At 45.1% G+C, this 14293-nt stretch carries 15 protein-coding genes; 6 read left to right on the top strand and 9 right to left on the bottom strand.

Features of this window, described 5'->3' with window-relative positions:
• Positions 1 to 167: 167 nt before the first annotated feature.
• The 4 genes from C3B73_RS11635 to C3B73_RS11620 form a co-directional block, all read right to left on the bottom strand.
• Positions 168 to 1418, bottom strand: coding sequence for an MFS transporter (locus C3B73_RS11635; RefSeq protein WP_103665766.1), 1251 nt, complete (start codon positions 1416 to 1418; stop codon positions 168 to 170).
• A gap of 193 nt (positions 1419 to 1611) precedes the next feature.
• Complete coding sequence (dut, locus tag C3B73_RS11630) at positions 1612 to 2058, bottom strand: dUTP diphosphatase (RefSeq protein WP_103665765.1); 447 nt, start codon at positions 2056 to 2058, stop codon at positions 1612 to 1614.
• Positions 2055 to 2870: a DUF3108 domain-containing protein gene (locus C3B73_RS11625; RefSeq protein WP_232803176.1), complete on the bottom strand. Its 816-nt coding sequence runs from the start codon at positions 2868 to 2870 to the stop codon at positions 2055 to 2057. Before C3B73_RS11625 ends, dut begins: the two co-directional genes overlap by 4 nt.
• A complete protein-coding gene (locus tag C3B73_RS11620; RefSeq protein ID WP_103665763.1) occupies positions 2867 to 3226 on the bottom strand; it encodes an arsenate reductase family protein in 360 nt (119 codons plus the stop codon). The genes C3B73_RS11625 and C3B73_RS11620 overlap by 4 nt, the downstream gene beginning before the upstream one ends.
• A 98-nt stretch (positions 3227 to 3324) precedes the next feature.
• Here C3B73_RS11620 and C3B73_RS11615 point away from each other — a divergent pair, with 98 nt between their 5' ends.
• The 3 genes from C3B73_RS11615 (at position 3325) to C3B73_RS11605 (ending at position 5761) form a co-directional block, all read left to right on the top strand.
• Positions 3325 to 3825, top strand: a complete 501-nt coding sequence (locus C3B73_RS11615; protein ID WP_103665762.1) for a hypothetical protein — start codon at positions 3325 to 3327, stop codon at positions 3823 to 3825.
• 127 nt (positions 3826 to 3952) lie between these two features.
• Complete coding sequence (locus C3B73_RS11610) at positions 3953 to 5260, top strand: APC family permease (RefSeq protein ID WP_103665761.1); 1308 nt, start codon at positions 3953 to 3955, stop codon at positions 5258 to 5260.
• A 237-nt stretch (positions 5261 to 5497) separates the two neighbouring features.
• Positions 5498 to 5761: a GIY-YIG nuclease family protein gene (locus C3B73_RS11605; protein WP_103665760.1), complete on the top strand. Its 264-nt coding sequence runs from the start codon at positions 5498 to 5500 to the stop codon at positions 5759 to 5761.
• Positions 5762 to 6063: 302 nt separating this feature from the next.
• Here the strand turns inward: C3B73_RS11605 and C3B73_RS11600 are convergent, their stop codons facing one another.
• Positions 6064 to 7296, bottom strand: coding sequence for a serine hydrolase domain-containing protein (locus tag C3B73_RS11600; RefSeq protein WP_103665759.1), 1233 nt, complete (start codon positions 7294 to 7296; stop codon positions 6064 to 6066).
• 412 nt (positions 7297 to 7708) lie between these two features.
• Here C3B73_RS11600 and C3B73_RS11595 point away from each other — a divergent pair, with 412 nt between their 5' ends.
• The gene (locus C3B73_RS11595; RefSeq protein WP_103665758.1) at positions 7709 to 8008 is read left to right on the top strand and encodes a hypothetical protein; all 300 of its coding nucleotides are present in this window, start codon (positions 7709 to 7711) and stop codon (positions 8006 to 8008) included.
• Positions 8009 to 8016: 8 nt separating this feature from the next.
• On the opposite strand, the gene C3B73_RS11590 is transcribed toward C3B73_RS11595, so the two are convergent.
• Entirely contained in the window at positions 8017 to 8634 is a 618-nt protein-coding gene (locus tag C3B73_RS11590; protein WP_408609860.1) for a class I SAM-dependent methyltransferase, read from the bottom strand.
• A 188-nt stretch (positions 8635 to 8822) separates the two neighbouring features.
• On the opposite strand from C3B73_RS11590, the gene C3B73_RS11585 reads away from it, so the two are divergent.
• Positions 8823 to 9506, top strand: a complete 684-nt coding sequence (locus tag C3B73_RS11585) for a hypothetical protein (RefSeq protein ID WP_103665756.1) — start codon at positions 8823 to 8825, stop codon at positions 9504 to 9506.
• A gap of 77 nt (positions 9507 to 9583) precedes the next feature.
• A complete protein-coding gene (locus tag C3B73_RS11580; protein WP_103665755.1) occupies positions 9584 to 9955 on the top strand; it encodes a hypothetical protein in 372 nt (123 codons plus the stop codon).
• Positions 9956 to 9966: 11 nt separating this feature from the next.
• Here the strand turns inward: C3B73_RS11580 and C3B73_RS11575 are convergent, their stop codons facing one another.
• Genes C3B73_RS11575 through C3B73_RS11565 form a run of 3 tightly spaced genes read right to left on the bottom strand, consistent with a single transcriptional unit; the run spans position 9967 to position 14239 of the window.
• Positions 9967 to 11295 carry a serine hydrolase domain-containing protein gene (locus C3B73_RS11575; RefSeq protein WP_103665754.1) on the bottom strand — a complete coding sequence of 443 codons (1329 nt, stop codon included), beginning with the start codon at positions 11293 to 11295 and terminating at the stop codon, positions 9967 to 9969.
• Positions 11296 to 11333: 38 nt separating this feature from the next.
• Positions 11334 to 13142 carry an FG-GAP repeat domain-containing protein gene (locus C3B73_RS11570; RefSeq protein ID WP_103665753.1) on the bottom strand — a complete coding sequence of 603 codons (1809 nt, stop codon included), beginning with the start codon at positions 13140 to 13142 and terminating at the stop codon, positions 11334 to 11336.
• 26 nt (positions 13143 to 13168) lie between these two features.
• Positions 13169 to 14239, bottom strand: coding sequence for a YncE family protein (locus C3B73_RS11565; RefSeq protein WP_232803172.1), 1071 nt, complete (start codon positions 14237 to 14239; stop codon positions 13169 to 13171).
• Positions 14240 to 14293: the final 54 nt, after the last annotated feature.

Below are 14293 nucleotides of genomic sequence, written 5' to 3'. Positions count from 1 at the left end.
GTGGGAATCTGCTTCGGCGTTTTTTATGCTAAAATAAAAACCTTGCAGCGTCCTTAAAGACATGCAAGCGTTGTGTGGGCTGAAATAAGTGTTTTACCAATGATCCGAACACTTCAAGGACCTACGGACGCTTGAAGGTCCTGCATGGGAAATTGGATATTCAGTATTCAACCCGCTTCTTGCCAAAGTCGCTCGTTTTTAGTGATGGTGAAGCTCCAGATGATTCCCCCCATCGCCATGATACCACCGTAGACCAGGATCAATGGTTTCACTCCCATGATGTCAAACTCCAGAATGAGTGAAGCAATGGTAGTAGAAATGGAACTCCCTATGGTAAATAGTAACCACTCGGTACTGAATATGCGCCCACGAAATGTATCCTGAGTACGCTTTTGAAGGAGAACGGTACTGGTCACCCAGTTTGCCCCGGAAGCTGCATGAGCCAGTAATACAAAAATGAACATGAGAGTGAGGCTGTTCACAAAACCAACCACCATATACATCAGTCCACAGAAGGTGATCGCCAGTCCCATTACCATCACCCAGTCCTTTTCATCGCTGAACATGCGGCGACCGATAATTGGACCAACCCCAGTCCCAATTCCACGGGCGGCATACAGCAACCCAAGCCCAATACTTCCCATCATCAGCACCTCTTCACTGACGATAATGAGCAGATAAACTAAACCGCCTAAAAATACGGTCGAGGTTCCTTTTGCAAGTGAGGGTCTCAGAATATGGCGGTTATCGAAGAGGTAACGCAAGCCTTCCCTGATACCTTTGAATGGGTTTCGTGTGCGATACATCTCCTCTTTTGAAAGACGCTTTTGAGGGATGACCGCTTTATAAACAAACCAGGCAGATAGTACATAGGTGAGGGAATCCAGGATCAGCACCAGATCCGTTCCAAGAAGGTCTGTTGCAAATCCCCCAATGGCCATTCCCGTTGTAAAAATGATACTCCAGCTTGCCGTGGATATGATATTGGCGTTGGTCAGGTTTTCTTCGGAGGTTACATTAGGTATGGAAGAGGTTTTGGCCGGTTCAAAAATAGCCGATAACATCATCTGAACGGCCGTCAATACATAGGCGATCCACAGGGTTTCAGGAGAATTAACCAATAGAATACCCAACACGGCAACCCCTCTCAAAAGATCACACCAGATCATAAGCATTCTGCGATTGAAGCGATCGGCCAGATAACCGGCAAAGGGTGAGAAAAATGCCAGACTCAACATCTTTACCACGATGATGAGTCCTAACAAAAACTCAGAATCCGAATACCGGCTGATGATGGCGTACAAAGCCAGCAAGCCAAACCAATCCCCGAAATTTGAAACCGATTGGGATAACCAAAGGCGCCGAAAGTCGTGGTTTTCTTTTATGAGGCTTAAATACGGACGAAGATTCTCTAACATAAAATGAAGCTGTCAGCACCGGGCCATCAGCTATTTGAAAAGATTATTAAATTTTTTTAGGGGTCATGCTGAGGTTATTCCCGAAGCATCTTCACAACTCATTGCGTATCCCAACATTTGTAGATCCTTCGGAAGTATCTTCAGGATGACCTGTTTCTACTTCAGAGTTGAATGTTGAATTTTCAATCAACAATCACCTCACTCCGGTGCTTCCAAACCCACCATCACCGCGATCCGTTTCATCCAGCTCATCGACCTCAACCACCGGGAATTGTGTGACCGGTGCGATCACCATCTGGGCAATACGGTCTCCGTGATTGATCTCAAATTCTTCTTCACTATGGTTAATGGCGATCACCTTCACTTCGCCCCGATAATCGGCATCGATAGTGCCGGGGGAATTCAGCATAGTAATACCGTTTCGGATCGCAAGTCCGCTGCGGGGACGTATCTGTGCCTCAAAGCCTTCAGGCAGAGCCATCTGTAATCCAGTTGGGATCAACTTTCGTTCTCCGGGTTTCAGGATGATGGGAGCTTCCAATGCTGCCCGAATATCCATTCCGGCGGAGGCAATGGTCTCATAATTTGGCAGTGGCAGATCCTGCCCGTGTTCCAGTTTTTTTATCAATACTTTTTTCATAGGTCTTCGCGTGTATATTCAATGAGCCTGACTTTCACATTACCCCAGAGTACTTTTACCCGGGCTTCCAATGGGATCCTGAGGTCATCATTCATGAACCAGGCTCTGAAGTCGCCACTAAAACCAAAAGGGCCTTCAATATTTTCAGTCTTACCCTCCAATTTATAGGCTTGAACCGGTTCTTCAAACGCCTCATAATTTCGTTCTTCAAGCTTGGTTGAATTCCGGCCAAAGATGTATCCTTTTTTCTTGGTTACATACACCGGCAAGGCAAATCCCTCTTCCGTTCCGGCGTGCATACGGGATACATAAAAGATCAGGTGGCCGGAAGTGGCGGGATCTTCCAGGTCAAGAGTATCGCGGCTGCCGTCCTCTTCTTTGTAATACACCTTACCCAAGTCACGGTCGAACCAGTACTGTATCTCGTTCATTTCATCTTCATCGATATTATCCTTCCAGTATTTGTTCTCTACCGGCCAGCCCTCATCATTCACATAAAAGATACTGTTCAGCCGGTCCAGTTCTTTTCCCATAAACGGAATCTTGGAATTGGATTCGATCTCAGTCAGAATGTGCTTACGCTGCTGATCCTGATACAGTGTATCGCTAAGCAATTCAACATTGACCCAGCCCAGTTTCAGGAACCCATATTTCACTTCATACCGAAAGGTTTCCTTCACGGAAAAGAAATCCTCCATGTCAGGAGCCGTTTCTTTATCTGAAGGATAAAGGTCTTGGGCAGCTACGCTTCCCCCAACGCCCACAAAGGTGCACAAGAGGATAAATATGACCATTTGTTTGAACGAGATCATCCTTCTTCCTCAGGTTCAGCCACAAAGGTTTCAAAGGCATCTTCATCGTACCCGACGAGAACGGCTTCATCTTTTATAAGAACCGGTCGCTTGATCATCACCTGATGCTCCAGAAGCTGCTCAAACAGTTCGTCATCGGTGAGGTCTTTTTTAGCCAACCCTAGGTCTCTCCATTTTCGCCCTCTTTTATTCACCAATACATCCAGCCCCACCTTGAATTCCAGTTCCTTTAGTTCTTCTCTTGTAAGAGGGGCTTTTTTGATGTCAATGAATTCGTAGTCCACATTGTGTGAATCCATCCATTTTTTGGTATCTCGGATCTTATTGCAGTTGTTTATTCCAACTATGTGCAGCATGATATTAATAAGTAAAAGATTTTTGTATTTTTGACACTTAAAGATACGGTTTGTTCTCGCAAATTCGAACGTATTGAACCCTAAGTTCGTGCCTTTTTATGAAGAAGATTTTTTCGATCCCTGTATTTCTCGGTATTCTGTTGCTTACAGCCTCCTGTACTCGTAATAATGCTCAGCGAGATTTTGAGCAGGATGCCTATACAGCTCCCGCCGGATATACCGAGACCACTGAACAAGGATCTGTACAAAATGTGGATCAGGACGACTGGAGAACCTCTCCTCTATTTCAGGGACTTGTGAGTGTGATTCCTGCCTATCCAAATCCTGCAGCCACCAATCAAACCATTCAGATCGAACTTGAGATCACAGGCATCAATTCAGTGAACGGAGCTGAAATATTGGTCAGGCTGCCTGATAATAGTTTTGAAAGACTGGATATCATACAAGAAACACTGAATCCGGGAATATCCAATCTCTACATCGATCCGCTAAATTTGGGTATTGATCGTTCTCCAGAAGCTGCCCGAGGCCTTAAACGCGTGTTCATCTACGATTTGAATGGCCAAATGATCTCTTACGGCGACATCATGGTGGAATGAACGAGGGGAATAATGAATATCGAACAAGGAATATCCAATATTGAAGGTACTACATAGACATTTCGTTATTCATTATTCCTTGTTCAATATTCGATATTCAAAACATTTCTCTTTTTAGCATTAACACATGAAACACCTCGTTTCCGCTTCCGATGATCAGGAAAAACTGCCCCGTAAAATAGGCCTTTGGGGTTTGTGGATGCTGGTGGTGAATGGTTTTGTGGGAGCCGGGATCTTTGGTTTGCCAAGCGGAGCCTATGACCTGGCCGGGGAATATAGTATCTATATTTATGTGGCCTGTGCCCTGCTTATGCTGCCCGTGATCCTGAGTTTTGCCGAGTTGGGAAGTTATTTCCGAGGCACCGGCGGACCCATCAAATATGGTACCGAGGCCTTTGGTCCTTTTATCGGTTTTCAGGCCGGCTGGCTGTTCTATGTGGCCCGACTCATTTCCTTTGCCGCCAACTCCGTGCTGCTGACCGACAGCATCGGGTATTTCTTTGATTTTGCCACGGGTGGAACCGGACGCCTCATCACCCTAGCTATAATAATCGGCGGGCTGACCCTGGTCAACGTGCTGGGTGCCGTGGAGTCGATCCGGTCACTGGCCATCTTTACCGTAGTTAAATTTTCCATCCTGCTGTTTCTTGTCTTTGGAGGACTGACCGTACTTGGCAGCGAGTTCACCCCTGCCTTTGAAGGCCCTATTCCTCCGGTTTCCGATCTTGGAGCCGCTGCCCTGCTACTGATCTATGCCTTTGTGGGATTTGAAGGCGCCGTGGTGCCGGCCGGTGAATCGAAGAACCCGGAGCGCGACATGCCCCTGGCTTTACTTTTGGGGCTGGGTTCGGTGGTCATCCTTTACATGTTCATACAGCTGGTGACACAAGCAGCCGTCCCTAACCTGGGCGATACCACGTCCCCACTGCTCGATGCCTCCGGAGTTTTGTTTGGTCCCATTGGTGCCATCATCCTGATGATCGGTGTGGTGGCTTCGGTCACCGGCAACCTGGTGAGCACTATGTTCTCCACGCCTCGGCTTACCTATGCCCTATCCATTGAAGGCTCCCTGCCCGAATGGTTTGACAGGGTACATCCCAAATTCCTGACGCCTACCAACTCCGTGATCTTCTTTGGCGTGCTGGCTTTTATCTTCGCTGCACTTGGCTCCTTCACCTACCTGGCCGCCATGACGGTACTATCAAGACTGTTTCTGTTCATCATCAGCTGTGGAGCCATTCCAAAACTGCGCCCCCGTTTCAGGGATAAAAGTCCCTTCATACTCAAAGGCGGATACCTTATCCCGGTCCTCGGCATCCTCGCCTGTTTCTGGCTTATGTTTCAGGTCAGCTTCAGTTCCATCTGGTTGACCGCTCTCTTTATCGCGATCGGCACCGGGTTATACCTTCTCAGCCGAAACAAACCTGCAATATAGCCACGACCCATATGGCAATTCGGTCCATCGTTCATTCATGGATCAACTGACCTCATATTACCTTAAATGAAGCAGGAGCTTCAGGGACAGCGTTGCTAAGCCGGAGCTTAGCAACGAGTCCAAAACCAAGATAGAGACCACTTGACCATTGGATATTCCGTGCTGGATATTCGATATTACACGCGATGTATCAAACCCTGTTAAAAAATTCGCTTTAATATCACTATCTCCTCACCTATGAATACCTGGTTTGTATACATCATCCAATGCACCGATGGCAGCTTGTACACCGGATGCACCAATCACGTTATACGGCGATGGCACCAGCACTGCCAGGGAACCGGAGCCCGGTACCTGCGGGCCCACCCACCAAAGATGTTAGTGTATGTAGAAGAAACCACCGATCAATCCACTGCCTGTAAGAGAGAATATGAGATCAAGCAGTTTTCGAGACAGGAGAAAGAAGAGCTGATAGATAAAAAGCTCCTGATCTTGGATTGACCGAACGACCGATCTGTGATGAACGATTCTACTCTCGTTTAGGAGCTCTGCTTCGGAATGCCTCATTGAAGCTCTGTCTCCTATCTAGTCTTGCTCAGCTGCGCAAAAAAGGAAGCCGGAGCTTCCGGGGTTGCGTGACTAAGCAGGAGCTTAGTCACGAGTACAAGGTTGGATATAGATTAAACTGTTGCAGCACTAGCACCTATTGGATTTCCGCCTTCGCGGGAATGACAGGGCTTCGTTGGGGTGATCCATGATCAGCACTTGAAGATTGGATGTACACTGTTGGATACAGAGTATTCCTACTCCGGTCCCCGGTCTTCTGACTTCGGTTCTTCGTCAGTTCCAGCTCGGAATTGCTCAAAAAGATCCGGAATGACCGTCAATGGATAGCTTGAATTCGAGTTGATGAGCACGCAGATCCCCAGGCCTTCATCCGGAGCAAAGGCGATCTCGCTGCGGTATCCATTTACATAGCCTCCATGATACACCACCTTTTGGCCGTGATTGTCGAGTATCCTCCACCCCATTCCATAATGTGATCGATTCACCCCTTCCCAATGCCGGCTGAACCGTCGGTTATTAATGGTTGCTAACGGCTCATAGATGGTATCAAGGGTTTCTTTGGAAATTATATCGGGATAATGGCCGGTTAACAGCAGTAGCCACTGCCCCATGTCAGATGCCGATGCATTAATGCCTCCTGAAGAAACTGCATTGTAGTATTTACGTGAGATAGGAATCGGAACACGTCCCTTTGAACGGGAGTGATACACGTGAGGAGATGCTTTGTTGGGGGAATATCTTATGCTGTCAAATGCGGCCGATGAATAGGTCATATTCAAAGGCGTAAAGAGCTTGTCATGAAGCAGTGCGTTGAATGAGGTATCGGTTTGTGACTCCAATACTTTTTCAATTACCGAATAAGTAGCATTCTGATAGGCAATTTGTTCTCCTTCCTTTGCTATCAACGGGACTTGCTTCAGCCGGGGAATGATACGTTCAAGGGGCAGCCCATCTTCCACTAAATTCGTGTAAGCGTGCCGTGGTAAGCCGGTTGTATGCGATAGTAAATGCTTCACCTGAACACGTCCGGTTTGTTCAGCATCATTAAGCTGAAATTCATTCAGGTATCGGTTTACAGGCTCATCCCAACTGACCACCCCTTCCTCCACAAAAACTCCTGCAAGTACCGAAGCAAACCCTTTGGATACACTTCCCAGCCTGAATACTGTATGTTCATTTACCGGTTCAGCCTTTCCCTTTTCTTTGACCCCAAATCCCTTTTGAAAAACCACCCGGCCATCTTTTACGATCACAACCGCCGCTCCCGGAATGCGTTTTTCATTCAGACCATTTTCAAAATCTCGCTCAAAGTCAGAAAGGTAATTGGCGAGGGAAGCATCCATCTCCCAATCCTTTTTTTCTTCTTTAACAACCGTAGCTTGCTGTGGCTCCGATTTAAGATCTGTGCAGGCTTGAAAATAAACCGAAGCAAAGGTCAGTAAAAGAAATGCAGATAATAAACGGTTCACAGAATGTTATTTCACAGCGAAAAGCTGAGGTTCATATTAGGATGAATGAATTGAGAAGCATACTAAATTTCTGACTTCAATATAAGATGGTTTATGGCTTAAATCATTTTCTTGTTTTAAGGATTCTGCACGGGCTTGAATAGATCCTACCATCAAACTGCTATACCCTAATTTGCAAAACCGGAGCCTGGCAATGATCTCAGGTCATTAACACGTTTACCAAATGATAATTTTGAAGCTGACCTGAATGATGCTCTGATCAAAGCTAAATTTTTGTTAAGGTTTCAGGTGATCGGTATTGTAGTTTGGTACAATTTATACCTGATTCCTTGATCCGGATCATTATATTATTCCGGCGAAAACCATGGTGATACCGAATGTCAATCCTGCCATTTTATTAAATATTTATTGAATGCGTTCTTTAAATCCAACTTTTTACACTTCCGTACTTTTAACGGCTTTATTCCTTTTTTCATGTTCGCAAAGCGAACCGCAGAAGATCAGCTGTGGGGATCACGACTGGCAGTCGGTTGAGGAAATGGTCTTTCCCTACCTTGAAGCAGATATGCAAACCGCCATGATCATGCAGGGACAAAGTTCTGAATATAAAACCCACATGGCGGCTGATTTTGCCCTCACTTTTGAAGAATCCTATCCTGATTCAGTGGTGCAGATCCTGAGAAAACTGGAAGCGTGCAACACCGGAACTTAGCAAAGAGTTTAGTTCATCTTATACAAAGTGGTGACCACATGTCCGCCAAATGTAATAGACCTGACTGAAAGCAGCTGTTGTGCCTCTTGCACCTTCATATCAAAAGGGGGTGCTGTAAGATCTACCCCGCTCTGCTTTTTCAGCCTTGTGCCCTGACCTGAGATGATGTTCAGGTTCGGTTTAAATGATCCATCCGGCAGATGCTCAGTAACAATGAGGTATTTATAGATCCCAAGCTTTGGTACTATACATTGAATCTCAGTATTTGAGAGATGTTGCAAAACCTGTCTCAGTATAGCGCAGTCACCGGCAGGCAGTTCATCTGTGGCAATATTCAGGCATTTGAATTCAAGCCGATCATCCCGGAATTTAATTCGATTTCTTTGAACCAGAACTTCCACAATATCCACCGCTACATATTTTTTCGTAAATGGCACCAGTTCTTTACCGACATTGAAATCCCCACACCCAAGATCACAAACCACCGGAGATTGCTCAAATGACCTCAGAAAATGACCAACATTTTCGAGATATGGTTCAACCAACTCTGCTTTATGAGACCCTTCACCGGAATAGAAATCGAATCCTTCTCCACCCCATAGGTGTTTTTCATAGATCTGATCCATGGCATCTTTGGTAGGCCAGGGTTTCTTATATCTAATATTGTTTTTCAACGGACTGATCATTCTTTGTTAAGTTCCTTTTCTAATTTGAAGAAACTACCTTTATTTCAGCTTTGTATAAAGCACCTTGTTATCGGGCTCAGCCCGTTTATATTTATCCGGATCCTAATTGTACTTATGTTGGTTGAACCATGAACAAACAACTTTCAGATTTCCAAAACCGTGAGTTTCGAATTCACCGCATCATTATTCGCGTGATGCTGGTGATTCTTGCGGTGGAATGGGTCTTACTTTTGCTGGACCAAAGCTGGCTATCACTGTTTCTTGTTACACTTATCATAGGTACTGTCTTCTCTCCGATCTTATTCCGTAAACAACTGCAGATGGAACTGCCCGTCGAATTACACTTCATGGCCGTGATCTTTGTATTTGCCTCTTTTTACCTGGGTGAAATTCAGGACTTTTATTACCGCGTGTGGTGGTGGGATATCGCCTTGCACACCTCCGCAGGATTATTAATGGGGATTCTCGGTTTCCTGCTGATATTCATACTGAATGAAAGTAAGCGGGTTCACATAAACCTGACTCCCGGATTCATTGCTTTTTTTGCCTTTACCTTCGCCTTAGCTATTGGTTCTGTCTGGGAGATCTTCGAGTTTGGGATGGATCAGTTATTCGGGATGAATATGCAAAAAGAAATGCTTGGCGATCCCTCCGGGCTAACTGATACCATGTGGGATATTATTGTGAATGCACTTGGTGCTTTCCTTATAACCTTTGCAGGTTATGGGTATCTGAAACGTGAAAAAAGCTTTTTCGTCAAAGACTGGATCCGGTCATTTATTGAGAAGAATCCAGATTGGTTTAAGAATTAAAATATATACTAAGCCTGCATTGATGAAATTTATTGAGTTTTTAATTATCCTCGGACACAGCCTTTAATCAATATTTTATGGCTACAGATAAGCTGATCAAAGAGTTTTTCGAAGAGCAATTCAATGATTCTTCTCAACTATTTCTATACAAAGACAAGAAACTGCTGGATGAAGGTAAATTCCGGGAATATGCTGAAGAACAGATAGGCAAAGCCAATAAAGTTTTCTGGTCTATAAGTTTTGGGCTATTAATGGCTGTGTGGTACGGTACCAACGGTCTTATAAATTACGGCAGTGATCCGACATGGTTTAATCTTACGGTCGGTTTATTTTTATGGTTTGTTGCTTTGGTCATGGTCTGGTATGCCTCAAAAGAGTATTATACCATCAAGAGCTCAATGAGCTTTTTTATCAGACTATTGGATGAGAATGATGATCACTCAGGCTGACCTACCTCAGATCAGTCCAATATAAATCGTTCTAAAGCCCGTATTACATTTCCAAATCCTCTTCGATCTACCAAATTATTAATAAATAGGTAAACCTCCGTATCGGCTCCCGGATCACTGATACTAAACAGTTCAAATCCCCGCATTGAACCATCCACATTTACTGAAATATTTTGAAAGTACTTTCGCTGATCCTCATCAAACACTTCTCCTGAACGAACATAATCATAGAAATTTCTAAGGTCACCGAGGGTACTATACATCCCTCCGCTCCCCTTCACCAGCCAGGAGGTTTTCCCCCAGTTAGGTGGTATGTTAGGAATACCGATCTTTTCAGGTCCGCCCCCAACTGCAAAGTCTTTAATCGAAAGTCCTCTTGATTCACCGTATTCACCGGTTCGCCCCATATTAGCAGGGTCCAGAAAATGTGTTCTGATAAAGGAATAATATTCCTGCCCTGAAACGTGCTCGATAATGGCAGCAAGCATCACGAATGCAGCGTGAGAATGCTGTTGGCCCGTACCCGGCTCAAATATCAGGGGAATGGAAAGCATTCGGTGTTCTGCAGTTTCTCTATCGATCCATGCCAGGTCAGGATTCCAGTCTTCCACAGTTTCAAAGAAATCGGGTAGTCCGCTCTCACCATTCATCAAATGAGTGATGGTCATTCCCTGTCGGTCATCCGGTACCTGATCAAAAAATTTAGTGATAGGATCTGAAAGGCTAAGCTTGCCTTGTTTATTCAGCAATAGTATACCTGCAACCGTGAAATCGATAGACCTTGACCCAATACCGAATATGGTGCTTTGCTTATTTGGTATGTTTAGATCAGGATTTGCCATACCGAATGGCCGGTTTATGATCTCTTCCCCCTCATCCCTGATGTACAATAGTCCGGCCATCCCTATACTTTCCAGTGAATCAACCACTGCATTCAGGTTTTTTTTGGTGATGATCAATTCCTGCTGAACCGCTACCTCCTTCATGTCTATGATACCATCAGGACTTAATTGTACCAGCAAATTCTTTCGCTCATCATTATCATTTGAAAGCATAAACAGTAATCCTCCCGGTTCGCCTTCAATACCTACACCATCCAAATAAGGCTTTAAGGAATTTCTTAAGTCAGTAAGGCGGGTGACCAATTCTGAGCGATCATCAAAAGCATCAGGAGCCCAAAATTCATCAACGAATGAAACGATGAAAGAGTCCTCATTGGATCGAAGAAATTCTATGACAGCCTGCTCTGCCTTCAGTATATGTGGTGGTGGCCCATCCTGTGCTAACGCCATCCCACCGCTTAAAACAACGATATTAAGTAGGGTAATCAGTTTTCTCATAACACTTTTGTTTAAATACCGGATGTTTATAACGATCACTATCGTCTAAAATAGATAATTCCCCCTTCCTTATTTCCCGATAAAAACTCCATGATTCCATCTCCATCCAAGTCGGCAAAGTGGGGAGAATTGAACTGGGTAACTTCAATATTGATGGGCAAGGCTTCGGCTTTAAACTCTGCGCGTTCCTTGGTTCCAATATTTCGATAAAATTTAATGCCTTCTACTTTTGAACCGAGGAACAAGTCCATATCCCCATCACCGTCCACATCATAAAAAGCGGGAGCACTTCTATGGCGGACTTCCACATTGCTGAAAGCATCTTCAACAATCTGGAATTCTGGTTCGTCGGGCGTTCCGATATTTTCGAAATAAGCTACACTGCCGCCTGATGCTCCCACCATCACATCCAGGTCGCCATCTCCATCCAGGTCTGCCATGGCCGGTACAGCATTGCTTCCGCGAGGCAGTTCCAAAATTGTTTCTTCTATCAATTCAAACGTGCCCCCTTTATTCTCATAATAAGCCACACCTCCTCTCCACCTTCCGAGCAACAGATCATCGAGACCATCACCATTAAGGTCTTCCAAAGTGGGAGCATAATGATAAGCATCAGGGAGTTCCAATGTCCCATTTTGATGGTATTCAGGAGATGTTTTGGTTCCCCTGTTTTCGTATAGATATACAATCGATGAATTTCTGTTGAAGGGGTCGATCTTGTTGGCAAGCATCAGGTCCAGATCTCCATCCCCGTCAAGATCCCCGGTCGCCGGAATACTTTCATTTCCAACATCCAGGTTTCTGAGAAATTGTTGAGTTATAAGTTCATAGGTTCCACTGCCGGTCTGCTCGTAAAAAAGAAAATTTTCAGCGAGGGTTTGATTGGCGTTATAAGCTCCGCCAAGTACACCCAGAAACAGGTCAACATCTCCATCCTTTCCCCAGTCAGTGAGGGTTGGGGCATTATATCCGCTTGTTTGTACCGGATCACCGACCGGAAACGGTCTTGGTTCTCCCTGAAATTCAGGATTGGAAGGTGTACCTCTGTTTTCAAGCAGCAATACACTCGGTTCAAAGAAGTCACCCCAAAAGATATCCTGATCACCATCCCCGTCAATATCCATAAAGGCCATGGTGTTGGCACCGTGCATGGTTCCAAACTGCTTGACGATCTCAATGTTCTCAAAACGTTGATTCACCAGCTCAAAACGGGGAATACCGTTTTCATCCTGACCTACTGATTCATAACGTGTCAATGTCCCATCGAGGCGTCCGATAAACAGATCCAGATTGCCATCATTATCAATATCTGTGACATTAGGGATGTTTTGGCGGTCTGAAAAGATCGGTTCACCACGGGTGTCACGTAAAGAATCTACAGCCAATTCAAACTCCGGATCCGTGGCATTCCCCTCATTTCGATAGACCCGAATGTAGCTGTATGGCTGTTCAGTCAACAGATCAAAGTCACCGTCCTGATCCAGGTCCACGAATCTAAACCATTCACCAATATCCAGACCTTTATACTTGTCTGTTTTCCAGATAAGGGGAAATCCTGTTGTTTCTCCCCTGTACTCAAAGTGCTTTAGATTTCCGGTATTTTCCTGCACAAACAGATCCGAGTCTCCGTCCGCATCGATATCTACAAACTGAGGCCTGGGGGCATTGAATCCACCTAAAAATGGAAAATCAATAGGGTCACCGTTCTCATCAAAAAAGGGAAAAGGAGCCACTTCCTGCCTGTACTCTCCATTCACCCTCAGATTAGAATTTGTCGCCGGTTCCAAAGATGCACAGGCCGAAATAACAAAAAGAGATATCAACGCAATTGGGATGATTCGAGACATAAATAAATAGTTGTTTAAAAAGCTTCTTAACGAATGTTTGTGCCGATTCCTGAAGGGTACCGCCCTACTTCGATCACTTTTATGATCTGATTGGTTTCGGTATCTATGATGACCACCGTTCCTGGCAGGTTCTCAATATCATCCCTTCCTTCAGGGTTGTAGGTGCCATCCAGATTGTTATTGGTAATATAGAGATGTCTCCCATCATCTGAGAGTGCGGCACCGTGAGGTTGTGCAAGCCCCTCGCCTTTTATGGTTGTAACCACCTCTCTTTTTCCAAGATCTACCACACTCACACTGTGATCTTGTTTATTTGCGAAGTAGGCGTATGTTCCATCAGCTGAGATCACCGGGTGCCACGGTTGTGCCCCAACGCTGATATTACCGGTCAGCTTTGGTGTCACCGGGTCAGCAATATCAAAAAACAATAGCTGTCCGGATACCTGACCGGTTGCGATCATGGTTTTACCATCCGGAGTGATCGCAAAATTCACGAAGGTATGTGTTTGCCCCGGTATGTTCACCAGATCCGATTCTTCCGTGTCAATATTGGTGGTATAGATCTGATTCTCACTCAAACTTCCGATGTACATCCAGTCACCTTCCGGTGCGGCAGCTATTGCATGAGGTCGGGTAAAAAACAGCCCCACCTCATCCATGACTTCCATATCCGTTCGGTTCACCACACCAAAACTTTGTGGCGGGTTGACTGCACTCATGGATCGCCCTACATACAAAATATCTTTAGATGGATGCATAGCCATCAACCCCGGTACTTCTAGTTCCACAGATGCCAGCAGCTCGTTATTACGATCAAATTTCAACACCCGGTTCTCACCTATCAGCGTGACATACCAATAGGATCCATCCTTTTCGGCAACCGCGTGATGGGGCTTGGCATTGGCTGAGAAGCCTAGATCCTTTAGATCCACTGTACTTGCTATCTTATTGGTAGAGGTATCGATCACGGTGATCGTAGCTGATCCCTGATTACAAACATACATATACTGTGGTTGCTGACTTACCTGAGCAAACAGTGTCACTGTCCCAAAAAGAAAAAGTGCTGCACCTACTAAAATTTGTGATAATATTCGCATGAGTCTCATCTCTATAATGAATAAAAAAAAGGCAACTTCAGAGGTCTTCACATC

The organism is Gracilimonas amylolytica (assembly GCF_002911695.1).
GTDB lineage: Bacteria > Bacteroidota > Rhodothermia > Balneolales > Balneolaceae > Gracilimonas > Gracilimonas amylolytica.
This window is presented reverse-complemented; position numbering and strand designations above follow the sequence as displayed.